The sequence below is a fragment of the Idiomarina aquatica genome, assembly GCF_004362895.1.
GTDB lineage: Bacteria > Pseudomonadota > Gammaproteobacteria > Enterobacterales > Alteromonadaceae > Idiomarina.
Genome location: NZ_SNXI01000002.1, coordinates 126,193 through 152,081 on the forward strand (window position 1 = coordinate 126,193; position 25,889 = coordinate 152,081).

At 45.7% G+C, this 25,889-nt stretch carries 23 protein-coding genes; 22 read left to right on the top strand and 1 reads right to left on the bottom strand.

All coding sequences use genetic code 11. The annotated features are described in order from the left end of the window. The first annotated feature begins 8 nt into the window (after positions 1-8). The gene (locus DEU29_RS02585) at positions 9-3,761 is read left to right on the top strand and encodes a glycosyltransferase (RefSeq protein ID WP_166635863.1); all 3,753 of its coding nucleotides are present in this window, start codon (positions 9-11) and stop codon (positions 3,759-3,761) included. Positions 3,762-3,902: 141 nt separating this feature from the next. Then, complete coding sequence (gene galE, locus DEU29_RS02590; RefSeq protein WP_133538680.1) at positions 3,903-4,931, top strand: UDP-glucose 4-epimerase GalE; 1,029 nt, start codon at positions 3,903-3,905, stop codon at positions 4,929-4,931. 58 nt (positions 4,932-4,989) lie between these two features. On the opposite strand, the gene DEU29_RS02595 is transcribed toward galE, so the two are convergent. Further along, positions 4,990-6,129: a hypothetical protein gene (locus DEU29_RS02595; protein ID WP_133538681.1), complete on the bottom strand. Its 1,140-nt coding sequence runs from the start codon at positions 6,127-6,129 to the stop codon at positions 4,990-4,992. A gap of 59 nt (positions 6,130-6,188) precedes the next feature. Here DEU29_RS02595 and DEU29_RS02600 point away from each other — a divergent pair, with 59 nt between their 5' ends. The 20 genes from DEU29_RS02600 (at position 6,189) to DEU29_RS02695 (ending at position 25,885) form a co-directional block, all read left to right on the top strand. Then, a complete protein-coding gene (locus DEU29_RS02600; protein WP_133538682.1) occupies positions 6,189-7,127 on the top strand; it encodes a glycosyltransferase in 939 nt (312 codons plus the stop codon). A 41-nt stretch (positions 7,128-7,168) separates the two neighbouring features. Beyond that, on the top strand, positions 7,169-7,936 hold the full coding sequence (locus DEU29_RS02605; RefSeq protein WP_133538683.1) for an SGNH/GDSL hydrolase family protein: 768 nt from the start codon (positions 7,169-7,171) through the stop codon (positions 7,934-7,936). Next, positions 7,920-9,248, top strand: a complete 1,329-nt coding sequence (locus DEU29_RS02610; RefSeq protein WP_133538684.1) for a hypothetical protein — start codon at positions 7,920-7,922, stop codon at positions 9,246-9,248. The genes DEU29_RS02605 and DEU29_RS02610 overlap by 17 nt, the downstream gene beginning before the upstream one ends. Positions 9,249-9,277: 29 nt before the next feature. Beyond that, positions 9,278-10,993: a hypothetical protein gene (locus tag DEU29_RS02615; protein ID WP_133538685.1), complete on the top strand. Its 1,716-nt coding sequence runs from the start codon at positions 9,278-9,280 to the stop codon at positions 10,991-10,993. Beyond that, on the top strand, positions 10,990-11,973 hold the full coding sequence (locus DEU29_RS02620; protein ID WP_133538686.1) for a glycosyltransferase family 2 protein: 984 nt from the start codon (positions 10,990-10,992) through the stop codon (positions 11,971-11,973). The genes DEU29_RS02615 and DEU29_RS02620 overlap by 4 nt, the downstream gene beginning before the upstream one ends. Continuing rightward, positions 11,970-12,680, top strand: coding sequence for a glycosyltransferase family 2 protein (locus DEU29_RS02625; protein ID WP_133538687.1), 711 nt, complete (start codon positions 11,970-11,972; stop codon positions 12,678-12,680). Before DEU29_RS02620 ends, DEU29_RS02625 begins: the two co-directional genes overlap by 4 nt. Then, positions 12,670-13,029 carry a DUF2304 domain-containing protein gene (locus DEU29_RS02630; RefSeq protein ID WP_133538688.1) on the top strand — a complete coding sequence of 120 codons (360 nt, stop codon included), beginning with the start codon at positions 12,670-12,672 and terminating at the stop codon, positions 13,027-13,029. The genes DEU29_RS02625 and DEU29_RS02630 overlap by 11 nt, the downstream gene beginning before the upstream one ends. Continuing rightward, positions 13,004-13,918 (top strand): glycosyltransferase family 2 protein, encoded by a 915-nt coding sequence (locus DEU29_RS02635; protein ID WP_133538689.1) that lies wholly within the window; start codon positions 13,004-13,006, stop codon positions 13,916-13,918. Before DEU29_RS02630 ends, DEU29_RS02635 begins: the two co-directional genes overlap by 26 nt. 264 nt (positions 13,919-14,182) lie before the next feature. Beyond that, positions 14,183-16,897: an SLBB domain-containing protein gene (locus DEU29_RS02640; RefSeq protein ID WP_243734450.1), complete on the top strand. Its 2,715-nt coding sequence runs from the start codon at positions 14,183-14,185 to the stop codon at positions 16,895-16,897. A gap of 18 nt (positions 16,898-16,915) precedes the next feature. After that, positions 16,916-17,983 carry a nitroreductase family protein gene (locus DEU29_RS02645; protein WP_133538690.1) on the top strand — a complete coding sequence of 356 codons (1,068 nt, stop codon included), beginning with the start codon at positions 16,916-16,918 and terminating at the stop codon, positions 17,981-17,983. Between the two features lie 4 nt (positions 17,984-17,987). Further along, positions 17,988-18,404 carry a type II secretion system major pseudopilin GspG gene (gspG, locus tag DEU29_RS02650; protein WP_133538691.1) on the top strand — a complete coding sequence of 139 codons (417 nt, stop codon included), beginning with the start codon at positions 17,988-17,990 and terminating at the stop codon, positions 18,402-18,404. Then, positions 18,401-20,065: a GspE/PulE family protein gene (locus DEU29_RS02655; protein WP_133538692.1), complete on the top strand. Its 1,665-nt coding sequence runs from the start codon at positions 18,401-18,403 to the stop codon at positions 20,063-20,065. The genes gspG and DEU29_RS02655 overlap by 4 nt, the downstream gene beginning before the upstream one ends. Beyond that, positions 20,065-21,267, top strand: coding sequence for a type II secretion system F family protein (locus tag DEU29_RS02660; protein ID WP_133538693.1), 1,203 nt, complete (start codon positions 20,065-20,067; stop codon positions 21,265-21,267). Before DEU29_RS02655 ends, DEU29_RS02660 begins: the two co-directional genes overlap by 1 nt. Continuing rightward, positions 21,251-21,676, top strand: coding sequence for a prepilin-type N-terminal cleavage/methylation domain-containing protein (locus DEU29_RS02665; RefSeq protein ID WP_133538694.1), 426 nt, complete (start codon positions 21,251-21,253; stop codon positions 21,674-21,676). Before DEU29_RS02660 ends, DEU29_RS02665 begins: the two co-directional genes overlap by 17 nt. Then, positions 21,673-22,077, top strand: a complete 405-nt coding sequence (locus DEU29_RS02670) for a PilW family protein (RefSeq protein WP_133538695.1) — start codon at positions 21,673-21,675, stop codon at positions 22,075-22,077. The genes DEU29_RS02665 and DEU29_RS02670 overlap by 4 nt, the downstream gene beginning before the upstream one ends. Next, the gene (locus DEU29_RS02675) at positions 22,074-22,775 is read left to right on the top strand and encodes a type II secretion system protein (protein ID WP_166635864.1); all 702 of its coding nucleotides are present in this window, start codon (positions 22,074-22,076) and stop codon (positions 22,773-22,775) included. Before DEU29_RS02670 ends, DEU29_RS02675 begins: the two co-directional genes overlap by 4 nt. Continuing rightward, positions 22,765-23,691 (top strand): general secretion pathway protein GspK, encoded by a 927-nt coding sequence (locus tag DEU29_RS02680; protein ID WP_166635865.1) that lies wholly within the window; start codon positions 22,765-22,767, stop codon positions 23,689-23,691. The genes DEU29_RS02675 and DEU29_RS02680 overlap by 11 nt, the downstream gene beginning before the upstream one ends. Further along, complete coding sequence (locus DEU29_RS02685; RefSeq protein ID WP_133538698.1) at positions 23,684-24,772, top strand: hypothetical protein; 1,089 nt, start codon at positions 23,684-23,686, stop codon at positions 24,770-24,772. Before DEU29_RS02680 ends, DEU29_RS02685 begins: the two co-directional genes overlap by 8 nt. Next, on the top strand, positions 24,765-25,322 hold the full coding sequence (locus DEU29_RS02690; protein WP_133538699.1) for a hypothetical protein: 558 nt from the start codon (positions 24,765-24,767) through the stop codon (positions 25,320-25,322). Before DEU29_RS02685 ends, DEU29_RS02690 begins: the two co-directional genes overlap by 8 nt. Beyond that, positions 25,322-25,885: a hypothetical protein gene (locus tag DEU29_RS02695; RefSeq protein WP_133538700.1), complete on the top strand. Its 564-nt coding sequence runs from the start codon at positions 25,322-25,324 to the stop codon at positions 25,883-25,885. Before DEU29_RS02690 ends, DEU29_RS02695 begins: the two co-directional genes overlap by 1 nt. Positions 25,886-25,889: the final 4 nt, after the last annotated feature.

Sequence of the window (25,889 nt, forward strand, 5' to 3'; positions counted from 1 at the left end):
TTAAAAAAATGGAAATTAAGAAGTTTTATAAGCTACTTAGAGAAAAGCAGTATCAATTGGCGTTAGATCTTTTGTCTGATGGTAAAGTTACACAAATAGAGGGCCAAAATAAAAGATTGAAAATACTCTGTAATCAACTTCTAGGTAATGGTATTGAGTCATTGAAATTAGACTCCAACCCTATCTTAGACTCTGTATTAGCTCAAACAGTAGATAAAAGTCTAACGTCGTTGTCTGGCGAAATCATCCCGGAAGAAGAGATTTATCGACTGATAAAAGAATATTTAGAATACGACCATGAAGAGGCAATCCGGAATATAGCTTTTGATGAGCAAAAAATAATTAAAGGAGAATTTGACAAATTTTTAGAAGAGAAAAAACAAAAGATAGAGGCACGATTAGATATTTATGAAAAAATATTAAACTACAAATTTTCAGAATATCCGAATCGCTATTTAACTGAATTTCCCCGCTTAAAAGGCAAAAAGAATGATTCGGCAGACGTCACTATTTCTTTTTTATTTGCATTTAAGAATAGGGCTTCAAGAGCAAAAATATCTTTTAAAAGCCTAGTTGATAGTATTAAAAATTTTGAAAAAGTTAAAAAAACATTTAAATTCGAGATAGTCCTAGTCGAACAAAGTTCTTATGACCAAGCTTATAATTTTTTTAGTGATAAGGCTGATTTTGTAAAATATGAAAGGCTAGATTTTTCCAATAGAGAAGTCAACAAGCTAGAAATGTTAAATCATGCTTTTCATGTTTCCTCCGGTGATATACTAGCCATTTGTGACGTCGACTATATTTTCGAAGGAGATTTTGTAAGAAAATTAGCGGAACGTGTTGAAAACTCATCTTTAGCTGAAACAGCTTTGGCCTTCAATTGTTTTGAGACTCATGTCCATAAGCGAGGAGGGCGACTCGCCGGTGCAGGGACTCCAGAAGGATACTTTTGGTTGCTAAATCGTGATATGTTTTTAATATGCACTAATCAGGCCGATTTTTGCAAGCATAATGTGGCTATAGATGTACATGTAAAGCAAAAACTCATTCAGCATGGTTATAGGATTCTAAACGGTTCTCACGCGCAGAATGATAAGTGTATAATAATGCGGCTGCCTCATCAAAACCGATACAACCACTCCTGTGATGCTGCTATTTCAGATAGTAATTTAGATAAATTATACGACCCAATTAAGGATGGCGGAGTATTCTCAGAAATAAAAAAAGCTGTTTTCTTAACAAGTGAAATTATTACCGGCGAAGACAATATGCTTAGTGATGTTGCCTCTTATTTCAGAAAACATGACGTTAACATAATACCACGAGTGTCATTTACTAAAGACGAGAAGTTTGACTTTATAATTACGGGCAGGGATATTACCGCTTTCGATTATATAAGGGAATATATTATTAACTACGACACACCAGTTATTCAAGTTATAAGCGAAGAAGTATTTCGTGACGAATTTAGGCATACAGCAAATTGGATTTCAAATGTTTTCCCTAACTTATATCTCTTGTTTTTGAATGATTTATTTCCGTATGAAAACTCAAAGGGAGCTAAAGTTGGCGGTGTTAGCACTTTTACATTATCCACATTCGACGAAGGGTTAAGCATAGCTGACTTGCGTAAAAAGACGGTAAATCTAAAAGTCCCATTTCTGCATGATGCCAAAGTAAAGAATTTAATTAGAAGGAATGTTAGGGTAAATAACTTTTACTCAACGAATAGGATCTCGTTCCGAAGCGATACTAATGGGTTTGATTTCCCTAAGGAAAATAGTCAAATTTATTTAAAAAACAAATTTTATAATGATAACTTTTTTTACTCTAAGAGTAAGAGCGAAGTCTACAACTATTTCGATAAGCTTGATATCAACAGAAACCTTGTGGCTGAAGATATAAGTCATAACTTGGAACTGCTCTTAAACGATCAATTTGACTTTAAGAATCAGCAAGTTGTTATTCTTCTTGACCCTACATGTTTAGACCAAAAGTCTGGCATATCCACGTATTTGATAAATATGTACAAATTTCTGAAGTTAAGTCGGCTTGTTGAGAATATAATCTATTTCAAAAATCCTTTTGAATCTTCTTTGGCTAATAATAGAGAGTTATTTAGAGAATATGTTGCTGATACTTTCAATAAGTATCGAAAGTACGAAGGCAATATGGTTTTCTGGGATTCAGAGGCTCATTATCCTGGATTTTATTTAGATTCATGTTTTACAAAAATTTTGGTAACTCATTGTAGCGCGCTTCTTGCTGCTAAGTTGGATAAAAAGTTAGCTCTACCACTTAGTAAAGGTCTTAATGCCATATTGAAAAGTGAAATAGATAATATTAGAAGTGCGGATTTCGTTATCAGTCCTACGCTGTATCATGATAAAAAGCAAAAGGATTTTTATTCAGATATAGGTAAATCTTTTGTTGAATATGAGAGTTCCATAATTACAAATTATGTAAATGACAGCTACAATAAATTAATTTCATATTCAGACAGAAGCTTTGATTTATGCTTCGTCGGCCGCCCCCAACTACTTAAAGGATTTGATAAAATCGTCTCCTTACTAGATGAGATTTATGGTTTAAAACTTGCGATTTTAACCAATTCAGCGAATGATATGACCGACAAGGTTAAAAACTTTCATAATGTCACTTTATACTATGATGTTAAAGCCGACGAAATAATCGAGGTTTTAAGAGAAAGTAAGTTTTTGATTGATTTATCTGAACATCATAGCTGTAGCTCTGTGCTCTTAGAGGCTATAAACTCCAAAACTCCCGCGATTTTAAGAGATATCGACACATATAAGGAAGTGCTTAAAGGTTCTAGACTAAAAGAACTTAGCTTGTTTTTAAGTGATAAAGAGTGCCAAGATTCAAAGCTTATGGCAAGTTTGATTAAAGATAAGATTAGCTGTAATCAAAAGCTGTTTGATGATGAACCGGAAAAGTGCGACAAGATTTTCAACGATTTTCTTTTGAAAAATTACATGGAAAATTATTTTTTCTTCAGGTCTATTTTTTCAAAGATAGGTTTTAGACATAAGAGATATCGAAATTCGTCGGCGTTTAATGAGTATCTGAATGGGAAACGGGTGGTTAATGTAGTTCATAGCCCAGCTCTAGAAGAGGGGGATGGTAAGTTTATTGATTCTTTTGACTGTATAGTTCGTTTTAACCGGGCACTTGAAAACATTGAGCCAATGAAACACGGGTCCCGAACCGACCTTTTATATAGTTGCATAAACAGGAGTCCCGAGTCTGGTAATATGATTGCTGAGACTTATAACGAGTTTGTTGTTGATTCGGGAGCATGGGTAGCGAAAGCTTATCCAAATTTGAATTGGACCGGGCGGTTTTCCTTTGATTTAGATTTTAGAGCAGGCGCCACCTATGATAATTATTCGTTCGAGTCGTTTAATAAAGCTCCCAAACGTACATCTGAGTTTTCGCGCGAGTGGTTTGAGTGGCTAGAATATTTTATGGATTGCCGTCCAAACACCGGGGTTTTGGGGATATTGGATCTTCTTCAATATGATATTAGTGAGCTGTATTTAAAGGGATATACCTTTTTCCAAGGTGGTTATGACTTTTCTTACAGAAGGCAAAACGAGAACGAGGTTTTAGAATACATGGAAAAAGCAGGATATCATAATCAATATAGACAAAACCTACTTCTTAGGAAGCTTATAATGACTGACGCTCGTGTGAAGTATGACGCTTCACTAGAAAATATCTTAGTAGAAATGTGAGCCGGTTCTATTAACGACGTGATTTTTAACTATTTAAGTTGAATGTTTCAAGATATTTTAATGATTAAAAAAAGGCATGGTTAGATTGATGGCTATTCACTCGTTTAGATTTTCTCGAAAGTCGGTTGTACCGGGGCTGCTATGAAGGTACTCGTAACTGGAGGTGCGGGCTTTATTGGAACTCACATAATAGTATGTCTTCTGGAAAGGGGGCATGATGTTCATGTCCTTGATGATTTTTCTAACTCATCCGAAAAGGCATTAAAACGTGTTAAAAATATTACCGGCAAATTTATCCGCTTTACGAAAGGTTCAATACTAGATGGCGCGTTGTTATCTTACCTTTTTGCAAACGAATCATTTGATAGCGTCATACATCTGGCAGCATTTAAAGCCGTGGGTGAGTCCTCTACAAATCCGTTGAAATACTATGAGAACAATGTCGTTGGGACTCTTGTATTGTCTCGTGCTATGAAAAATTTTGGGGTCAAGCGTTTAATATTTAGCTCTTCAGCTACTGTTTATGGCGACGGTGTTCAAATGCCGCTCACTGAATCTTCGTGTGTTCAAGATCCAACCAATCCTTATGGCAGAACAAAATTAATGATGGAACAGATTCTGACAGATCTGGCAAAGTCCGATCCATCTTGGGATATCACGGTATTGCGATATTTTAATCCTGTTGGGGCTCATTCAAGTGGGCTAATTGGAGAAGACCCAAATGGAATACCGAATAATTTGATGCCATTTGTGTCCCAAGTTGCCGTAGGGAAGCGAGACAAGGTGTCTGTGTTTGGTAACGACTATGATACCCCGGATGGAACCGGTGTTAGAGACTATATTCATATAGAAGACTTGGCTCTTGGGCATGTTAAGGCATTGGAAAAGCAAAATAGTGATCAACGCGGTAGCTCCCGTAATATAAAGATCTACAATCTGGGGACGGGTCGGGGGTATAGTGTTCTGGAAGTCATTGAAGCATTCAGTAGGGCTTCTGGTAAAAAGATTCCATACGAAATAGTGAAACGCAGGCCGGGCGATGTTGCAAAGTGTTGGGCGGATCCCAGTAAATCAGAATTAGAACTCGGATGGAAAGCAACTCGGGATTTGATTCAAATGTGTCGTGACGCATGGAATTGGCAGGTGAATAACCCCGAGGGGTATGAATAGTTACAAGCTGACATTACACCATCCATTACATTTGTATTCGGAGATTTTTGATATAACGTTAGTTAGTTTGATTTGCTCTTAGTCGAAGTTGTGACTTCATGTAATAGTTATTTCTATGCTCTTGTGTAGCGAGCCTTAACTGTAAGAGCTTGGCTAAGTCATTGCGCTTATCGTCACAAACAAATGAGCTCTCCAAAATGAGATCTAATAGGCGTGTAAATTTGGACTTATGGTCGATATGCGTGCCTGCGTGGACCTTAAGATATTCGGTTACATCTTTTTGGGAAAATTTCAAAAAAATTTTATTTTTTAAAATGGCTTCAAGTTGATCGGGTCCATTGGCAATGGACGATATCTCAGCTATCGTTTTGAATTTATCAACCGACTCTTCGCGCGGAGGGAAGTAAACTACAGGTACATTCAATGCTAGTGACTCGAGTATCACGGTACTGAATCTAGAAACAACGCACGCGCATCGAGAAATAGTCTCATGAAGCGGCATTGATGAAACGTATTTCATGAAGCGACTCGGAGTATCTTCGCTTGGGTGGACCGCAATAACTGGCTTCATGCCTGCGGACTGTATGGCCTGAAATGCGTCGTTCAGCCACTTCGTCTTACAGTGAGCAAGTGCGCCATAGCTAAAGTTGTAATTTATAAGAGCTTCAGAAGTATTTTGGTCTGTACTCGTGCTGATCGGTCTCAGTGTAGAAATTCTCGGATTGCCGACAACATTAACCGACTGTCTCGAATCGTGAAAAAAGCGTTTGTCGTATGGGCAAGGTAGTAGGATGTGTTTTGCGCATTGATAAGGAAACCTAGGGGTTGGGCTAAGTTCATCGTAATAATCCTGGACTCCTTCAGCTATAGCAATGGATGGTAATTTGGCGTCATTATAGGCTTCGACAAGCACTCGAGCTGAGCGCTCCCAGTCATTAAAAACACAAAGCATTGCAGGTAAGTCGCCTTTAGCGATAAGCTCTTCGAGACGAACAACATTTAAATGCTTCGAAATTTCATGCTCTTGTATGAAAGATAGACGATCTTTCACACTCGGGTCGATGTAGTAGCTTGCTGAATCGATTAGAATTAATTTGTAGGGTAAGTTTTCTAAACTTAGCAAACCTTGCAATATATCTAAGTGGTATGGCTTGTGCGGCAAGAAAGCGATAACCAATTTATTAAAATCAAAGTGCATTTTTGTCTCGAAACGCGTTTACGATAAACCTAAAAGGCCAGAGGTTCATTCAACAAATTATGACAATCTTAATTCCTAAGATATCAATAGTAACCCGAACAAAAAATCGGAACCTACTTTTAGGACGGTGCATGCAAACTATATTCAGTCAGTCTATCACTGATGATTTGGAATGGATAATCGTAAATGACGGTGGAGGCAAGCATGAGGTTGACACGGTTGTTGGGGCACTTAATGGCGAAAAAAGCAATTTAAAAACGAATATTATTCATCTTGAACAGTCTGTTGGTCGTGCAAGTGCTGCTAATATTGGATGCGAGGCTTCCTCTGGCGAGCTGTTGGTGTTGTTAGATGATGATGACTCCTGGCATGACACGTTTTTGGAGGAGGTAGCTGCCGTCTTTCGGGAGAATAATTCACTCAGTATTATATCGACACACTCTGAGCGGGTTGAAGAGGAGCTTATAGGTGGTGAGATCTTTCAGCAGCGTCGTGAAAATGCGGAGTTTAACAGTGAAAAAATTTCGTTTTTAGGGATGTGCGCCTTTAACCGGTTGGCACTAAATAGCGTGGTGTTCAAAAAGTCTGTTTTTGATGATATCGGCGGATTTGACGAGTCTATGGATTTGCTCGAGGACTATGACTTTTTCATAAGAGCTATGTTGAAGTACGATGTTTATGTGATTCCTAAAGTCTTGTCTCGATTTCACGTTCGTGTCTCGGAAAAAGATGGTAGCTCTTACGCGAATAGCACAACATCTATGCAACAGCTGCACGAGCAAACTCTCGCTTCTTACAGAAATAAAATGATTCGAAAGGATTTAGTGGATGGCCAGATTGGAGTAGGTCATTATCTTGCTTTGGGTGAAATGTATCACGAGCAGATCTTAGCAAGAAAGGAATTTAGGCTTGGAATTCAGTCTTTATTCGGTTTAGTGAACCCAGTTGTTCTCGTAAAAAAACTATTGGGAAAATTAAGAGTTGAGCGGAATAAGTGATAGAGTTAAACATACAAAAATAATAAAGACTTACAGTTGATATGCTAAAACACGTTCAAATCATAACCTGTGTAATCACACTCAGCGCCTGCGCCGAATACCAAGGCAGCAAGTTCGATAATCCGCGTATTGACTGTGGTGACTACGCCACTACGGTGCCCAATAACTTACCCATACCCGTTAAAGCTGAAGGTGCCTGGGCGATTATGGGCTCCTCGTCTGCCTTTGGCGCGGGAGCAAGTAGTTATAGCGAGAGCTGGGCCGGGCAATTAACCGATAAACTGGGTCAACATGGCGTAGCGGTCGAGAATACCTCAAAAGGCGGCTACACCACCTACCATGCCTTGCCGGCCAGCTGCGATGTACCGTTTTACCGCAAACAACCCGATCCCGAGCACAACCTGGATAAAGCCTTATCTTACGAGCCTCGCGTTGTCGTTATGTCGTACCCCAGCAATGACGCAGCCAGCGGCTATACCGCGCGCGAAGCCGCGGCCAATGTCTTGTTGATGCGTCAAAAGCTGGCTGACAAGAATATTCCGCTGGTCGTCATTTCCGCGCAACCGCGGCCGCTCAGTGCGGACGGACAAGAGGCCTTGTTGGGCTTTGATACGCTACTCAATGAAGCCATGGGCCCGTGTTTTGTTAATGTCTACGATAAACTGCATGGCACAGACGGCAAGCTCGTACCGGAATACGACCACGACACGGTGCATGTCACGAACGCCGGGCATGATGTGATTTATCAAGCATTGGCTGAAACCATTAACAGTAAACAGTGTATTGCGGTAAATGGCGTCGAATTATAAATTAAGTATAACGCGAGCGGCGAAGCAGGTTGACGGACTGCACGGCTTTGCACTCGACCAGCCGCAAACTTCGCAGACCATAACTGACGTTGAATTAAGCGGCGGCCGCTTGCGGTTTTTTGGCTGGGTATTAGCGGACGAAGACGGTGCAGTGCCATCCGTGTATATCAAAGAGGCCGGTCAGCGTCACCCGCTGCCATTGAATACCGAACGTCCGGATGTCATCAACACTGTGTTGGGGCAGCACGCCCAAGCACATCCCCAGTTAACCTGTGGCTTCGACCACTACCTGCAGTTGACCGCGGATAGCGCGGAGTTGTGTGTTGTGAGCAATGACCAAGAACACACGCTGTTTACCCTGTCAGTCGAAGGCAGTTTAAAGGTACTGGAAGGCAAAGACGGTTGGTTGTTTTTGGATAATGACGCCAATGACAGTGTGGCACAGCACACGGGTAAAATGGCCTTAGGGCTGTTATCACGTTGGGGCTGGCAACGGTTTTTTAAGCAAACGCAGCAGTTAGCGCAGCCCTTCGCGCTGATGATTGCGCCTTCTAAAGAAACGGTCTATCCACAGTTTTATCCGATAGTCAAAGCCGGTCAAGCGCCTATAGAGCAGATGCTGGCGCTGGCACCGGCTGATTATCCTGTCGTTTACCCCGTTAGCGCCCTGGCGAACGCAGCCATGCGCACATTTCGTAAAAACGATACTCACTGGAGTTTACCCGGTGCCTCTGTTGCCAGTCATCAATTATTGGTGACGCTCGGGTTGGGCGAGCATTCGCGAGTATTTGCTAACGACACCTACGTCGAGCGCGATGTTATTGGTGACTTAGGTAATAAATTGTATCCGTCGGCGCTGTCGGCCGAGGTGAGCCTGAAGGGTGCTAACTATCATCCCCAAGTGGTTTATGATAATCAGTTACCGAACTTTGGCCGTGCGCTGATTGTTGATAATCCGGATGCCAACAGTGATCACAAGTTGGTGATGTTTGCCTCGTCATCGGGTTACTCGATGCTGCACTATCTTTACCGCGTATTTAAACGCATTATATTCGTTCACTCGGCCGGTAATGTGGATAAACAGCTATTACAAACGCTTGGTGGTGATTTTGTGGTAAGCCAGACCAATGCCCGTTTTGTCATACGTGCACCCAAGGTTGGCGTATCCGTTAAAAAGCTAATGCAGCAAAAACTGCGTGCCGAAACCGTCTCAGCTCGTGCTACACTCTTGCAAAAGTCACAGCAACAACAGCAAAAGCACCCAGACGATAGCGATATTCGGGTTTTGCACCGGTTGCTGGCTAACCGATAAGTCAATAAGAACAGGAAGCGCCGCGGATTATGCACCTTAATCAGCTAACAGGACGTTACATCAGCTGGCTCAGTACCTTAACCGGCAAAGTGCAGAAACTGTGTTTTTGGGATCTTTACGCCTCGATTTTTTTGTTTCTGATTAACCAGGTAACTCAGGTCCTGGTCGTTTTTGTGCCATTAAAACTCCTGGTGATTATTGGCTCGGGCAGCGTTCCGGGATTTATTCAACAGTTTGTACCGACGCTCACCTACGAGGATATGATCACCTACCTGGCACTGGGCGCGGGGCTGGTGTACTTCCTGTATATTGTCAGTGATGTGATACTCACGCGCCGCGCGGCGGCTGCCGGTAAACACATCATTCGCCATGCCAACAAAGTCTCGTTGTTTGATAAACAAGAAGACTTTACCAAAGACGTTTTTACGCGTGTCGCTCGCAGCTGGGGCGGTTATATCATGGTCGTTGGGGGCATGGCGCTGGGCTTTTTGCTGGATTGGCGTTTGTATTTGGTACTGACCGTGTTAATGGTCTTGCAGTATGTCGGGGTGGGGTTGGTTTGGCAGCGGTTACAGCGCCCTGAGAACATTGCCAAACGGGCAGAATTTATCACGCGGCGCCCGTTTTTACTGAGCACCTTATCAGCGATAAATTTCGCTGTGGTGTTTTTAATGATGGTGTACTTCTTTTTGACCGAGGATTATAACTTTCTCATCGCCATTGCCATTATTCTGCTCACCCGCCAGGTGATGATCCGCTTTAATCTTGCTATTAGTGACGGCTTCTTTTTATTCCAGCAGGAAGCGAAAATCAGTGCGCTGTTTTTCAGTGAGGTGAAATTACAGCAGCAAGTCGGGCATGAGGACAAATCCTTTATTGAGTTGTTACTGCCGGCGCAGCGGGGCCAAGTTTTTAGTGCCATTGAACGTGATACCGGCTTGCCGCTGGCGCAATATGCCTGGCAGTGGAATGATACCGGTATTCGTAATGTCGCCAGCTTTATTGGTCAGCGCGACGGCAACGAATTACTGTTAAAAATTTACCCGGTCAAACAAGAGAAGAATTTTTTATCGGATCAGCTCATGCTGCAGGAGCTGGCGGATAGCCACCCATTGGCAATGAACATGCTGGCGCACGGCGAAACCTTTGGTGTGCTGTATTTAATTGCGGAAGGACCGGTTGGCGAGCTTGTGCCTGGCGCAGAGCGTGCTCAGGTGGTTAATGAGGTGCGTTTAAAAAGCTGGGCTTATGAGCCCGATGACAGTTTACTCGATCGATTGTCGCGCAGCGCACCCATGGTGCATGAGCGCCTTGACGCGGATAAAGTGGCACTGTTGGCCATTGCCGATGATATTGATACTGAGGCGTTGTCCGAATTTGAGCAACGTCTGCCGGAACTGGTAACGCATATTGATCAACTCCCGTTGTTTATATGGAACAGAAACATCGCGCCGGCGAACATCCGTAAAACGGACGATAAGCTGAACCTGTTGCACTGGCAAAATGTGATTGCAGAGCCGATTGGCATGGGCGCAAGCCCGGCCGAAATTGCAAAAATGGACGCGGATGAACTGTTGTCAGCGATACATGAGGGGCGCAAAGACGCAAAGCATGTGCGTGTCTGCGATCTGATGTTGGTGGCTGCATTACCGGCGTTTGAAGGCGCGTTAAATGCACAAAACTTTAATGCCGCTGCAGCGCAACTCGGTAATTTGAATAAGCTGATCAACGAGTGTCTGCAATGAGTTTGCCGTCCGTTACCGTGTTACTCGCCAGTTACAACGGCGGCGCCTATATACAGGAGCAGCTGGCCAGCGTTTTGGCAAGCGAAGGTGTCACGGTTAACGTGGTGGTGCGAGATGATGGTTCCACTGACGACACGGTGGTTAAGGCACAGTCTTTCGGTTCACGTGTCACGGTAATCCAGCGCACTGAACTTGAGCCTGATTACGGCCACTTAGCGAATTTTTCGGCGCTTTGTGAACATGCGAAGGCGCATACCAACAGCGACTACTACGCGTTTTGTGACCAGGATGATATATGGTTTGCAGACAAATTGGTGACGCTGGTCGATGCAATACGCGAAATCGAGGACGCAGGGCAAACTCCGGCGTTGGTGCACTGTGACTTGCAGGTGGTGGACGCCGACTTGCAACCACTGTCAGAATCGTACTGGCGCTATCAAGGGTTACCGGATCCGGGGCAGCATCGTTTGGATAAACTGATGTATCAGAACGTGGTCACCGGCTGCGCCTGTTTATTTAATCGTGCGCTGTTAAATGCGGCGACGCCGGTACCTAACCAAGCCGTTGTGCATGACTACTGGTTTGCGCTGGTGGCAGAAGCCATCGGCAAAGTGACATTTATCGACAAGCCCTTGTTGGCTTACCGTCAGCATGGCGCGAATTCAATTGGCTCGGTATCCTTTGATGACCAGCGCAGTTATTTTAAAAAGTTTCTGTATCAAATGTTGTGGCGGTTCCCGGGTAACCTGGCTGCCAGCCAGAGGCAGGCCAAAGCGTTACTCGAACGCTTTGAGCTGGAGCCGTCAAAGTGTGAATTGCTGAGCCGGTTTGCCGCCTTCGCGCAACTCGGTGTGTTTAGGCGCGTACAAGAGGGACACCGTTTGTTGCAAACCCGACAAAAAAGCCTCGGTGAACGTTTATATTTGACCGTGGTGTTTTTAATGTTGCCCCGCGAGCATAAAAAGGGACATAAAAAATGACGCAAACCGCCATTGTCATACCGGCCTTAAACGAAGCGCGTACCATTGCTGCTGTACTAGCATCGGCTAAGCAACTCGCTGTCGACGAGATTATTGTGGTGGATGACGGCAGCGACGACGATACCGCACGTATTGCTAAGCGCCAGGGTGTTACGGTGTTATCGCACGTGTCGTCGCGCTCGGCATGGTTAGCCATGCAAACCGGGATGCGTTATGCCGTTAAGCGCGGCTACACCCGTGTATTGACCATGGATGCCGATGGCCAGCATACCGCAGAGTCTGCGCAGACCTTGCTGAACACCACGGTAAAAGCGGATGCGCTACTGATCGGGTCCTGCCCGGCACGGGGTTCGCGGTTGCGGCACACGGCCTGGTGGATGTTCCGGCGTTTAACCGGCCTGAAAGTGGGCGATATTACCTCCGGGTTACGGTTGTATTCGGGTAAAGCGCTGCATGCCGCCGTGTCACGGCAGGCGTCGATGTTGGAATACCAGGATGTCGGTGTATTGTTGTTGATGAGTCATCTGGCGTTGGATATTCGTGAAGTGCAAGTGCCGATGCGCGAGCGTGTGGGCGATAAATCGCGAATATTCAGCTCCTGGGGTAAAGTCATTTACTATATGATAACAACCTTGCTACTATGTGCGGCAAAAGCGTTCCCGCAAAAAAGTGCCAAATTAGAAAAACGATTAACACATGCTGACTAACCCGCAAATTATTTCATCCATTATTGGCCTGGCCATCGGCATTATGATCGTATGGCTGGTTCGCCGCGATCATCTGGTGAGTAAAGACGGCGCACGCTGGCTATTGCTGGCGGTGTTAATTGTTCTGTATAGCTTTTTCCCTAAATTGAATGATGCCATTGGCCTGGCGCTGGGTATCAGTTACCCGCCGATTATTCCGGTGTTACTGGGCTTTGGCGTGGTGCTGATAAAAATGCTGTTATCAGATATTGAACGCGCCCGTATGCGGGTTGATATTGAACGTTTAGTACAGCGGATGGCGTTACTTGAGCGCGAATTAGAAGATGAGCGCAACAAAAACAACGACTGACAAGGTACCCTGGCTAACTCTTGCGGTATTGGTACATAACCCTGACCGCGCCTACCTTGATGATTTATTTGAATCGTTACTGAAGCAATCTGAACCGTTTTATCTGGATATTATTGATGACTCGCCTGTAGCTCAGTCAGATATCAAGATACCCGATGCTTTGAATGCGCGCTATATCCGTCATAACAGTAATGCCCATGGCCTGTCCGGTAACTGGAATTTTGCCGTTCGTGAGGCGCGCAGTCGCTGGGTGAGTGTGCTGCATCAGGATGACATGCTGCATGCGGACTACACGCAAATTATTGCTGAATTGATTGATACCTACCCCAGAGCATCGGCGGTGTTTAGCCACGCCCGTATTATTGATGAAAATGGACGACCGGCGAGCACGTTGGCTGACCGGGTAAAACAGCGTTTACTGAAAAAAATAGAGGGAACGCGGTATACACTCGCTGGTGATGAAGGCTCCGCGACCTTATTGCGCGGTAACTTTATCTTTTGCCCCGCGGTATGTTTTAACCGCGACATGCTCGGTTTGCATGGATTTAATGAGCGTTGGAAAATGGTGCCTGACCTGGCGCTTTATCTGCATTTGTTGTTTAAGGGACACATGCTGGCCGGCAGTAAAAAGGTGGGGATGCTTTATCGTCGCCACCAAGCGCAGGCGACCGCAAAATACCAGGCAACCGGGCTGCGCTTTGAAGAAGAGTTTGCTTTGTACCGACAAATGCTGCCGTGTTATGAACTCGAGGGCTGGTGGCGAGCGGAGCAGGCGGCAGAGCGGGCGACCATATTAAAGTTGCACGTGGGCAAAGAAATGTTGAGCCGTCTTTTGCGTGGGCAGGTTTGGCAGGCGTTAAAGCTGGGTCGGTATTTTTTCCGATCATAAAAAAAGCCCCACACAAGGTGGGGCCAAATGAACTTGGAGAAAGCTCTCCGGAACATCTGAGACTTTCCCGCTTGCCAACATTAGGGAGTCACAGAGCCGCGTGTCCTTACCAGCTATCACGAATTATTAGACTACATCTTTACATAGAGTTCAAATTTTAATCATTATTTTTTAACGATTATGGCAATCGATATCTTGCTTGATAGTACAGGCCATAGTCAGTAAGCTATCGCGGGTTAAGCGCACGGTTTTTGAGGGATCTTCATGGCGGGTATAAAAGCAACATTCATAAAAACGATAACAGCCGCTGGGCTTCTGCTCAGCTCTGCGCTTGCCTTTGCGCAGAGTATGCCGAATTTAACGCCTGAGCAAATTGAGCAATTTCAAAATTTACCCCCTGCGCAGCAACAATTAATTGCCCGCCAGTATGGTATTGATCTCGAGCAACTGCGGCAGCAGCAAATGCAGCAACAGCAGCAGCAAGAAGACACGCAGACCAATATTTACCCGCGCGGAACCCAGTTTGATGAGATGGGGAACCCGATTTTTCCGACTGAGATAAAAAACTTATTTGAGCAGGAAGACCAAGAACTGAAGCGCTTCGGCGCTGATTTATTCGCGAATGAGCCGCGCTCTTATACACCGGTTAAAGATATCCCAATCCCCGCGCATTATTTAGTGGGGCCCGGCGATGTCATCAATGTCGTGTTGTTTGGTAAGCAGGACAACAAATACGAGCTTGAGGTCACCCAGGATGGCAGTATCTTAATTCCAAAACTGGGTCCCGTTCAGGTCGCGGGTTTAACCTACACCGAAACCAAAGACGTGGTGCGCGCGCGGATCAAGGAACAGATGATAGGGGTTGAAGCTGCCGTTAGTCTGGGCGAGTTGCGCGCAATACAAGTGTTTGTGGTAGGTGAAGCTTATCGTCCGGGCTCGTATACCATAAGCTCGCTGTCGACTATTACGCAGGCTCTGGTTGCCGCCGGTGGTGTGTCTGAAATTGGTTCGGTTCGCGATATTCAAATTAAGCGAGCTGGAAAAACGGTTGTCAGCTTCGATCTATACGATTTATTGATCGACGGCAATGCGGTTGATGATTTGGTATTACAGTCAGGTGATGTTGTTCATATTCCGCCCGTGGATCAACTGGTGACGGTAAAGGGTGATGTTGTTCGTCCGGCCATTTACGAATTAAAAGGCGAGAAAAGTTTACAGCAGGTGTTAGCGCTGGCTGGGGGCATGAAAGCATCGGCCTTTAAAGAGCAGGTGATTATTGAGCGTGTCGCGCAAAGCGATCGACAATTACTCACCGCTAACTATGCAACCGAAGCTGGCCGCAATCAGGCGGTGATGGACGGTGATATTATCGACGTCAAAACCACAGCGGGCGTACCGTCCAATAGTGTTACGTTGGTCGGAGCGGTGACGCGACCCGGTAATTATGCCTGGTATGACGGATTTTCGATTAATGACTTGATTCGCTCGGTTAATATGGATTTATTACCCGAAGCTGACTTGAGTTACGGCATTGTTGTACGCGAGTCTAACGCGCAGCGCGATATCGAGGTTTTACAATTCGATTTGGCCAAGGCCATCAGCCAACCAAACTCTGACGCGGATATTGCGCTAAGCCCACGCGACTTTGTGGTGGTGTTTAGTTCGTATGAACAGCAGTCAGAGAGTGAGCTGACCATTAACAAGCTGACACTGACTGAAGAAGAGCGTGAGCAGGAAAAACGCCTGGAACTGATGAAGCAATACGAAATGCATTTCGTGCAGCAGTTGATGGTTGACGAGCAAAGCGAAGCTGAGCGTCAGGCCGAGCTGGAACGTCAGCGTGAAAGCCTGTCATCGTTATTTGTTCAGGGTGAGCAAAACGAGCAGGAAGAAGTCGAATACACTGAGTTCTCTCGTCATCGTTTGCTCGAACCTATTTTGATGAAGCTGCGTAGCCAAAGCCGGCTGGGCTCAACGGCCCAGTTAGTATTTGTGGATGGCGAGGTCCGTTACCCCGGCATCTATCCCCTGCCGATAAACGGTAATGTTAAAGATTTGGTGTTAGCGGCGGGTGGCCTAAAAGAGTCGGCCTACCTGAAGCGCGCGGAAATCAGTCGTGTCGAAATTATGGGTGAAGAAGCCGACGTTGATTATGTCACCTTTAATTTGGCTAATGCGATGGCCGGCGATATCGACCAGGCGTTGCAGGGACGCGATCGGCTTAATATTTTGCGTATCCCGCAATGGCAGGAAAATTATCAGGTCGAAATTGGCGGCGAAGTTCGCTTCCCGGGCTCCTACTCGATACGTCGGGGCGATACGCTCAGTGAGCTGATTGAGCGCGCCGGCGGATTAACGGATTACGCCATGGTTGAAGGGGCGGTGTTTACCCGCGAGGTGATTAAAGAGCAAGAGCGTGAGCGGATGCGTCGGTTAGCTCGCGATCTTCAACACGAAGTCGTTACCAATAGTATTACCAATACGACCCAGGCTAATAACCTGAGTTATAACGAGATGCGTAACTTATTACGCGACCTGACCAGTGTGGATCCGGTGGGACGAATGGTTATTGATCTGCCGAGCATCCTGGCTAACCGTGCCGATCAGGATATACAGCTACGTGACGGCGACTACCTGCATGTACCCACGCAGCAGAACTCAATTAATATTATCGGCGAGGTTCAGTTCGCCTCAGCGCACCGTTACAAAGATGGTATGACGGTGGATGATTACATCCGTATGAGTGGCGGCCTGAAGGGCAAAGCAGATGAAGAGCGGATTTATGTGATTAAGGCGGATGGCTCGGTGCAACAACGCGAGAGCAGTTGGTTTGCGGTTACCCACAGCCAGCTTGAACCGGGTGATACCATTGTGGTGCCACTGGATGCTCAGTACATCGACAATCTGAACTTGTGGACATCCGCAACGCAGATTGTTTACCAGATCTCGGTCGCGATTGCTGCCATTGCCGGATTGTAATGGGTTGAATAGTGCCGTATGAAACAGCTCATTAAACGTCTGATCCCCAGCGCCCTGCTGGGGACAGTCAAAAAACAGAAAGAGGCGACCGCGACCGCATTGACGCAACTTATGGGTCGCTCGCGCTGGCTGGCTAAGTTGGGTTATGGAGTATTATCATCGCTTTTCTCGCGTGAAAATTATGTGACGGCAGCCGGGATCCGGCGCCATCACCAATTAGATAAAGAACCGACCCAGCAGTCGCATGCGCGGTTACGGCGAAATACCCATCGACTAGAAAAAGGCCTGACCATGCAGCCGCGTCGTGAGGTCTTCGGGTTAGCATATTTGGGGCAACTGGTTGATGACTTTCGGTCTCAGGCGAGCAAGGGCAATGCGTGTCAGGAAGAGCTGCAGTGGGCCAATAGCGTTTTAACCGAATATTTCTCGTTCGCAGATGAGAGCGAGCCGGCGATAAAACGTGCCCGGGCCCGTTTTTTGGCCTGTGGCTATGTTGGTAACCAGCAAAATTACAGCCCTTATGAGCGGCAAACGTCGTTACAGAGCCGGGTTGAATTTGACGAATTTAAAAAGCTGGCGATGCAACGCCGCTCAGTGCGTTGGTTTACCGATGAGCGCGTACCTCGGTCATTAGTTGAACGGGCGATGCAGGCCGCGACACTGGCGCCAAGCGCGTGTAATCGACAGCCGTTTAATGTGTATATTATTGACGAGGACGACGCATTAAAGCGAGCCGTTAAACAGCCGATGGGCACCGCAGGCTGGGAGCATAATATTCCGATGCTGGCTGTCTTTGTCGGTGATTTTTCCTGTTTTGAAGCAGCCCGCGACCGTCATGTCCCGTATATTGACGCATCGCTAGCCGCGATGAACTTTATGTTGGCATTAGAAACTTTAGGTTTAGCCAGTTGTCCGATAAACTGGCCTGATATTGAAATCCGCGAGCGACGGATGGCAAAATTACTGAAACTCGATGCTTGGCAACGCCCCATCATGTGCATGGCCATAGGCTATGCGCAAGAAGAGGGGGGCATTGCCTTTTCTCAGAAAAAACTACCAGAGCAGTTAATACGTTATGTGGAATAAACGAATGAACCAGCACACCACGCGTCGACAAAATGTCCGTGGCTTTACTTTGATCGAGCTCCTGATTGTTATCGTGATTTTGGGCTTACTTGCGTCCTTGGTTGCGCCGACGATGTTTTCTAAGGTCACGTCGTCACAGCGCGACACTGCGGCAACACAAATGCAAATGTTTGAGACAGCATTAGACACTTACCGCCTCGATGTCGGCCGTTACCCGGAAAAACTGGAAGAAGTACGCGAGTCGGATGCACCGAACTGGGACGGGCCTTATCTTCCCAAGGCATTACCCAAAGACCCTTGGGGTAACGATTATGTTTACCGTACACCGGGTGAGAATGGCCAGCCCTATTACATGGCGTCAATGGGCGCTGATGGTCAAGAAGGTGGCGAGGAAGACAACGCGGATATCGTGCATCAATGATTCAGCAAACACTGGTTGAACAGCTTCAGGCTGAGTTTAGTGTATCTTCGGGGGACCTAGACAAAGCCATACAGTACCAAGACAAATATGGCGGCCGGCTAGAGCAGATTTTAGTCAATATGGGGTCTTTACCTGAAGACCAGCTACCACAACTGTATGCGCAAAGTTTTCAGTTGCCAACGTTTGATATCCGACAGTGGGAAGAATGGACAGCACCCGAGTTAGATCCGGGGCTGCTTGATTTCTTTGTGGAGCAAGACTGGATCCCATTGCAAGTCCGAGATGACAATTGGACTTTTGCTGTTAAGTATCCGCTAAACTTGGCAGTTAACGAATGGCTAGAGTCCAATGAGGTTGATTTGACGCTGTTTATAGCTAGTGAACAAGACATTAGCCACTTTAAATCGTTGTTGAATGAAAATGATAGTGATGGCCTGTCCTTTGATGAACTCTCGGGGGATGAAGAAGAGCGACTGCGCGAGTTGGCGTCGGAGGCTCCCACAGTAAACTTGTTAAACTCGCTAATAAGTCGCGCGCTTCGGCGCGGAGCGTCTGATATGCACCTAGAGCCTTTCCAAGGGGCATACCGAGTTCGTTTCCGCATCGACGGTGTCTTGCACGATATCGAGACTTTGCCGCCACGTATGCAACTTCCGATTGTAACGCGCTTGAAGATATTGTCGGGTATGGACATTGCTGAAAAGCGTCGTCCCCAAGATGGCAAAATTGAAATGAAAATAGCCAACAAGGAACTCGACATCCGTGTGTCTTCGATGCCGCTCGCCAAGGGCGAGAGTGTCGTAATGCGCTTCTTGTTAAAAGAATCTGTGCGTTATGACATGGAAGTTTTAGGTCTGGCTCCTGATGTTCGTCAGTGGATAAACGAGGATCTGCAAAAGACCTCAGGTGTTATTTTGCTGACTGGCCCGACGGGCTCTGGTAAGACCACAAGCTTGTATACTTTTCTTAATCAGCTTAATGATGACGAAGTAAAAATAGTAACACTCGAAGACCCGGTCGAATATCAGCTTCCCGGCGTGAATCAAGTTCAGGTTAATCGTGATATCGGTTATGACTTTGCGTCAGGCCTACGTTCTATTGTACGTCAGGATCCCGACATCATTATGTTAGGTGAAATCCGTGACCAGGAAACCGCGCGCATTGCTATGCAGTCGGCTTTAACAGGACACTTAGTGTTTTCAACCGTGCATACTAACGATGCGGCCAGCGCCTATACGCGTTTGCTGGATCTCGGCGTAGAAGAATTTCTGCTAAATGCTGCCTTGGTATCTATCGTAGCACAGCGTCTTGCAAGAAAGGTTTGCCCACATTGTTCAGAGCCCCACCCTGAGGCCGAACACTTGGTTGCGCGTAACAAGATACATGCCATTGCTGAAAGGTTCGGTATCGAAAAACTTGATATTCGGCAAGCAAAAGGCTGTGAGCAGTGCGGTCATACCGGTTACTCAGGACGGGTAGCAGTAACCGAATACCTGCGGTGTGATGACGATATCGTGACTCTGCCAAAAGACAGCGAGTTTTTAACCAAAGCGCGTCGCTTAAACCAAGAGCTGGGACGGCGAAATCTGTTACAAGATGGGTTATATAAAGCCGCCCAGGGGATTACAACGATAGAAGAAGTGTTGCGGGTAGCAGGCTGATGCCAAATTATAAGTACGAAGCCTACGATCAGTCCGGTGCCAGAATGAGTGGCGCAATAAACGCTGTGGATGAGAAAGGTGCGCTCGCCGAGTTGAAGGCGCAAAAATTGATACCGATATCCGTTAGCGAACAAACGAGCAACAAAAGCTTGTTTGACGGTCTGAGTTCACGAGTAACGTTGTCTGATCTGGAGTTTTTTACATCAGAGCTGAGCTTATTGTTGCAAAGCGGGGTGCGTATTGATAAGGGCATTGATATTATCAGGCGTTCTAAATCAAAGCCCGCATTAGCATCGCTGCTTAGCGACATTAGCCAAAGTTTGAAACGTGGGGGGTCACTCTCTGCTGCCCTGAAAGAGCACCCCAACGTATTTGACAAGTTATATGTAAATTTAGTTGAACTCGGCGAAGCGTCGGGTGAGTTGTCGGACATTTTTGATGGTTTGGCAAAAGATCTGAAATATAAGCGAGATTTAAATCGGAAGCTTGTTTCTGCCTTGACCTATCCTGCGGTCATCTTCTTTGTGTGTATTGCCTCTATCTTTTTGATCTTCAATTTTATCGTGCCGCAAATGGCCGACTTATTCAGTCAACAGGATTCACTACCTTGGTATACACAGGCAATGTTGAGTACGGCAGACTGGATGCAAAATTATCAATGGTTTTTAGTGTTCGGCGTTGTCGGTGCAGTCGCTATTGGTATTAGCTCGCTTCGGGATCATAACAATCGGGAAAAGTTTCAGCGGTTTCTGCTAACTGTCCCGGGTTTAAAAACAGCGCTGATATCCACTGAACGCATTCGTTTTAATTCGGGTTTAGCGCTAATGCTAAAAGCAGGTATACAGATTGACCGAGCGTTAACACTGGCCATCGGTAACTTAAAGTCCGAACCTATCGTGCGTGAACTGACGGTGGCAAAAGAAAAAATTCAACGGGGAGGCGTGTTAAGTGAGGCTTTGCAGCAGACGTCATTGTACCCTGAATTCTATGTCTCACTGCTAGAGGTGGGTGAAGCATCGGGTAACTTACCCACTATTTTCGAAGAAATCGCAAACCGCAGTAGACAGGACTTTGAGAGTTGGACCCAACGGTTGACAACGCTTATCGAACCGTTACTAATTTTATTTATGGGGGTCATTGTTGGTGGCGTTGTCGTTGTGATGCTAATGAGTATGGTGTCCGTAAATGACGTATCGTTTTAAAGCAGGTTTTGGCTTTACGCTTCTCGAATTGCTGACAACCCTTGCTATCGCTGGCACAGCGATGGCGCTTGTTGCGCCCCTTGCGGTGGAACAAGTGAGTAAGATGGAGGCTCGCGCTGAGGCCTCACGATTAAATGATCAAATCGGCAGGTGGTCGTTTATGGCGTTTTCCAGAGGGTGCCCGATATCATTAGATTTAGCCGAGAGTGTAATAACTATCTCGTCAGAAGGGTGTGATTTCTCTGAACGCATAACACACGAATACATCAGCTTTCCGCATCAAGTTATCAAGTTTTCCAGCTCAGGATTTACAGACGTTACTCGATTGTCATACAACTACGATGGCTCTGTCCGGCAAGTTGACTTTGAAGAAGCCTTGGTCAATCAGACCGCGGAGGTCGGGGAGTGAGTTGTAACCGAGGGTTCACGCTTATTGAGGTGCTTGTTGCTTCCGTCATCCTGATGGGAGCGATTGCTGTAGCGAATGCGGTTTACAGCAATGCAGTTGAAGCAACACTAAAATCAAGAGCTGCCCTGGAGCTTAATAAAAACCTGCCGATAGTGTTGGCGAATGTGCGCAGGGAGGTTCGTGAAGCCCCCACCAAAAGCAATGGTTCAGGGCAAGTATTTGGTCTCAGTTACCAATGGACAAAAGAATTGGTTGAGAAGGCGGCACCTCCTCCGCAGTTTGATGTTGATGAACGAAGGATGGTTAGGTACGAAGAGAAATTTTCACTATGGCTTGTGACCCTCAACGTGCAATATCAAGGTAAAACACGAACTTTTGAGTTAAATGAGGTGACTTGGTGAGACGAAGAGTTGCCGCTCGTGGTTTTACTTTGATAGAACTATTGATTTCACTGGTGATTTTAAGTTCGCTCGTGACTCTGGCGGGCTTCGCCTACACAACATATCTCGATCGCTGGCAAGAAAATCTTGGAGATTTCGACTCAACGCTTCATGACGTGCGCAGTCGTATGTTGGTAAACCAAGCTCTACAAAGCGTCTATCCCTTCATCGTGACCTCAGGTGAGAACGGTGCTGTAGCACCTTTCTTTTTTGGTGAAAAAAACTTAGTCGAAGGGGTGGTTGGTACTGGTATATTCAATAACGCTAACGCCGGTATTTTTAAGTTAGAATTAAAAGGCGATACGCTAACTTACTTTGAACGCTCCACCGCAGATGTTTTGTTGGAGCAGGCGCAGCAAGAATTCACTTACGACCGGCAGTTACGGCTTATATCTGACGTCTCGGAGATTACTTACCGCTATTATGGCTGGCCCAGTTATGATGACAAACTCGAATTTTTATCAGGTAACGGATCGGACAGTCGTCGCTGGTTTGATAGATACTTGAGTTCAGAAACAGGGTTACTACCAGAAAAAATTGAGTTGAATATACGAATTAATGAAAGTTCACCCACACGCTTGATATACAATGTTGCCAACGGTGCCGATGTCATTATGGGTCGCTATTTCAATGATGAGGATGAAGCCAGTGGTTTTTAGTAGAAACAAAGGCGGAACCCAGACAGGCGTTGCACTTATACAGGCCATAGTTTTAAGTGCGGTACTCAGTATTATATTGTTGTTTCTTAATACATCGGCGAAAAAAAACGTTGAGGCCGCGCAAACGTTACAAGACAAGAATCAGGCGCTTGTTGACTTATATAGTACCGAGGCGCAGTTGCTTTACGATTTGTTCACCAACGAGCATGTCAGCGGTGAGTATGCGAAGGGGCGTTGGTACTTTTGGGGTAAGCCTTTTAATATGGATGAAACTGCGGTCGTTTCGATACAGGATCAAGCCGGTTTACTTAATCTACATCAGCTCGCAGAACGAGAACTCATTGAACTGATTGAACGGCTGGGTTATGACAAAGCAAAAGCAGCTGAGGTGGCTCATTCGTTAATTGATTGGCAAGACAGTGATAATGATACCCTACCTCGAGGTGCAGAGCGACAGGCTTATCAGTTTGGGCCTCGGAACAAACCGATGCCTGAACTGTCTGAAATCAATTGGTTGCCACAGGTGCCTTTTGAATTACGTGAAACGTTACAAGATTATGTCACAATATTTAGCCCAGGCTATTTTAATCCAGCTAACGCGCCCGATAAATTACTTGCAGCGACGTTAGATGTTGGTAAGCTGTCCGACCCTGTAAAAGAGTTTAGACTTGGGCGTTCATCCACTAAAGATTTTAAGGACGTGAGTCAATTAGAGACTGATGAAGGTGTGTATTTTTTTACCAGCAAACATTTAGCATACAAAATTGCGGTAACGGTAGGGCAGTCCACGATGGCCAAGCAGATGCAAGTGGTGATCGACCCATATAGCGATAGCGCACAGAATACCCTAAAAGTACTGTCAATCAACTGGGGCGATAAAGGCCTAATTAATGAGAAGTTAGAAGATAATGAGTAGTTCGCGATTATTAGAAAAACTGACACATCTCGTGAATGGCGCGATATCACCATTGATTGGCTATTTCAGTACACGAGTGCACAGCGCTGACCTTATCCCTCTTGGCTCGACTAAAAAGGTGGGTAAAAGACCAGTTTGGGTGATAGGTAGAAAGCACTATCGTGAATGGGTAAAGCATTACCCCATGAACGAAAAAAAGTTGGTTAAAAAAGCGCTGAAACTCGATGCGTCTGAGAGTCATGCCCATATTTTGGTAAAGTCAGATACAGGTGGCTATGATGTCGTTTTTTGGCGTTTCGACACGTCTAAACTGCCATCTGGGAGTGTTTTCATTCCCGAGTCTTATCTGATTGGAAAATCGTTAAAGAAAAATGAAGTAGCAACGATAATTACACCTGACGGTCGATTGTTTGTTGCAAATCAGCAAGGTCTGTCTCGCTCTGCGAAAGAGACTCAACTAATGACCTCGGCTGAGCAGTTTGCTGTCAGTATTGGCCTTTCTGAACCTAAATCGCAGCGTCAGTACGAACTAGCGACCCTTATCGAGGAAGGGTTTTTGAGAGTAATCCCTAATGCGGGTTCGTTCTTGAGTCAACAGCAGCGAACCTTACCGCCCTTATGGCGAGTCGCGCTACCGGCCATTATTGTAGCACTGCTGTACCTTGCCGGGTCGAGTGCCTATCTCTCGATAAAGCTTAATTCAGTGCAAGAAAGTTACGAATCGCGTCAGGATGAGCTCACCGCGGCATTGGAAAAGCAAGACCGAGTCAGGCAGCTTGAACGTTCCTTGCAAACATATCAAGAAATCGATCAGACCACTGCATCTTCGTTTTATATTTGGTCTTTGTTAAAACCTCTGTTTGAACAAAAGGACGTAAGCTTCCGAAGAATTACATACATTGATGGTAGTTTTGAAATTTTTGGCAGCGCTGAACGTGCGACTGATGTTTTGAGGACCTTGTCACAGTTGGATGGCGTGACCGCCTCCTTTAATCGGCCAGTGTCCAAAAGGCGAGCTGAAGAAATATTTAGCATCGAATTGAGCTACTCGCCTCAGCTCTCGGGAGGCGGTAATGACTAAAACAAGGCAATACCAGCTCTTATCGATTGTAGCAGTTCTGGTCATAATCAAATTCGTTGTACAGCCGATATTAGAATGGCAAAACGAAACGTTAGATAACATCGCGGTAAGTGAACGGCGGCTAGAGTCGGGGCTAGATGCTATAGAAAAAAGTGACGAATACGAGCTGAAAGCAATCCAGTTAGGGCAAGAGTTGTCGAATTCTAAGGGCGGGCTTATGAGTTTCGTGGGAGCCAATGCCTTTCAGTTAGAGCAGCAAACAGCATTCGAAAACATAGCGTCCCAACACAATATTACAGTTGAGTCTGCGTCATGGTCTCCGATGCAAACTATGGATAACGGGATTTTAGAGCATCGTTTAGATGTGACTTTGATTGGCGACACAGAGGATATTATTGCATTACAAGCTCAACTGGAGTTGGAAAACGAAAACGCAATGGTATTGACGGAATACAACTTTGTCATAACCCGACACCTGCAGTTCAGTTTGGGTACGGTCAGAGGCCAGGCCACAGTGTCCTTTTTCATGGAACCGGAAGGGGGGCTGTAATGCAATTAATGTCACTTAAACCCTCTAAGCTTGATATCTTTATCTTGGTCTTGGCGTTACTTGTCGCCGGGTGGGATTTCGTCAGCCGGTTAAGCCTGCCTAATTCACACGAGTCGTCTGATAGTTCGAAAACCGAAGTGGCGTCTTCGAAGAACGGCGCGAAAGCACAATTTAATCCTGAACAACTGCTCTCATATTATCAATCATATGGTGGTAAAGATGAAAGCAATGATACGAGTGATGGGGCGGATAGCAAACCTGAACTGAGTGAGGCCGAGAGAATTAAGCAGAACGACCCATGGAAAGACGAGGGAATCGTTCTGGGCAACTTCAAATATCGCTTGGCTGGTGTTTTTATCGATGAGACACGAACTGCAGTTTTACAAAGTTATTCATACGAAGATGGCCAGCGAAGGGTTAAGGCTGTTACGCAAGGTGAAAATATGGGAGAAGTCTTAGTCTCTGAGGTGTGGCCTAAATATATCGTTTTGAGCTTAAATCGTGGTGGCTCGGCCCAAGATAAAAGAATAGACCTTTACCCGCAGAGCGGGTCGGACAATTGAGGTG

What these genes read in the sequence shown, in the direction of transcription:
- DEU29_RS02635 (WP_133538689.1), top strand. Translation starts at nt 13,004, where the DNA reads ATGAGCGCAACAAAAACAACGACTGACAAGGTACCCTGGCTAACTCTT.
- DEU29_RS02630 (WP_133538688.1), top strand. Translation starts at nt 12,670, where the DNA reads ATGCTGACTAACCCGCAAATTATTTCATCCATTATTGGCCTGGCCATC.
- DEU29_RS02585 (WP_166635863.1), top strand. Translation starts at nt 9, where the DNA reads ATGGAAATTAAGAAGTTTTATAAGCTACTTAGAGAAAAGCAGTATCAA.
- gspG (WP_133538691.1), top strand. Translation starts at nt 17,988, where the DNA reads ATGAACCAGCACACCACGCGTCGACAAAATGTCCGTGGCTTTACTTTG.
- DEU29_RS02610 (WP_133538684.1), top strand. Translation starts at nt 7,920, where the DNA reads ATGGCGTCGAATTATAAATTAAGTATAACGCGAGCGGCGAAGCAGGTT.
- DEU29_RS02690 (WP_133538699.1), top strand. Translation starts at nt 24,765, where the DNA reads ATGACTAAAACAAGGCAATACCAGCTCTTATCGATTGTAGCAGTTCTG.
- DEU29_RS02605 (WP_133538683.1), top strand. Translation starts at nt 7,169, where the DNA reads ATGCTAAAACACGTTCAAATCATAACCTGTGTAATCACACTCAGCGCC.
- DEU29_RS02655 (WP_133538692.1), top strand. Translation starts at nt 18,401, where the DNA reads ATGATTCAGCAAACACTGGTTGAACAGCTTCAGGCTGAGTTTAGTGTA.
- DEU29_RS02665 (WP_133538694.1), top strand. Translation starts at nt 21,251, where the DNA reads ATGACGTATCGTTTTAAAGCAGGTTTTGGCTTTACGCTTCTCGAATTG.
- DEU29_RS02660 (WP_133538693.1), top strand. Translation starts at nt 20,065, where the DNA reads ATGCCAAATTATAAGTACGAAGCCTACGATCAGTCCGGTGCCAGAATG.
- DEU29_RS02620 (WP_133538686.1), top strand. Translation starts at nt 10,990, where the DNA reads ATGAGTTTGCCGTCCGTTACCGTGTTACTCGCCAGTTACAACGGCGGC.
- DEU29_RS02695 (WP_133538700.1), top strand. Translation starts at nt 25,322, where the DNA reads ATGCAATTAATGTCACTTAAACCCTCTAAGCTTGATATCTTTATCTTG.
- DEU29_RS02625 (WP_133538687.1), top strand. Translation starts at nt 11,970, where the DNA reads ATGACGCAAACCGCCATTGTCATACCGGCCTTAAACGAAGCGCGTACC.
- DEU29_RS02645 (WP_133538690.1), top strand. Translation starts at nt 16,916, where the DNA reads ATGAAACAGCTCATTAAACGTCTGATCCCCAGCGCCCTGCTGGGGACA.
- DEU29_RS02640 (WP_243734450.1), top strand. Translation starts at nt 14,183, where the DNA reads ATGGCGGGTATAAAAGCAACATTCATAAAAACGATAACAGCCGCTGGG.
- galE (WP_133538680.1), top strand. Translation starts at nt 3,903, where the DNA reads ATGAAGGTACTCGTAACTGGAGGTGCGGGCTTTATTGGAACTCACATA.
- DEU29_RS02615 (WP_133538685.1), top strand. Translation starts at nt 9,278, where the DNA reads ATGCACCTTAATCAGCTAACAGGACGTTACATCAGCTGGCTCAGTACC.
- DEU29_RS02685 (WP_133538698.1), top strand. Translation starts at nt 23,684, where the DNA reads ATGAGTAGTTCGCGATTATTAGAAAAACTGACACATCTCGTGAATGGC.
- DEU29_RS02595 (WP_133538681.1), bottom strand. Translation starts at nt 6,129, where the DNA reads ATGCACTTTGATTTTAATAAATTGGTTATCGCTTTCTTGCCGCACAAG.
- DEU29_RS02600 (WP_133538682.1), top strand. Translation starts at nt 6,189, where the DNA reads ATGACAATCTTAATTCCTAAGATATCAATAGTAACCCGAACAAAAAAT.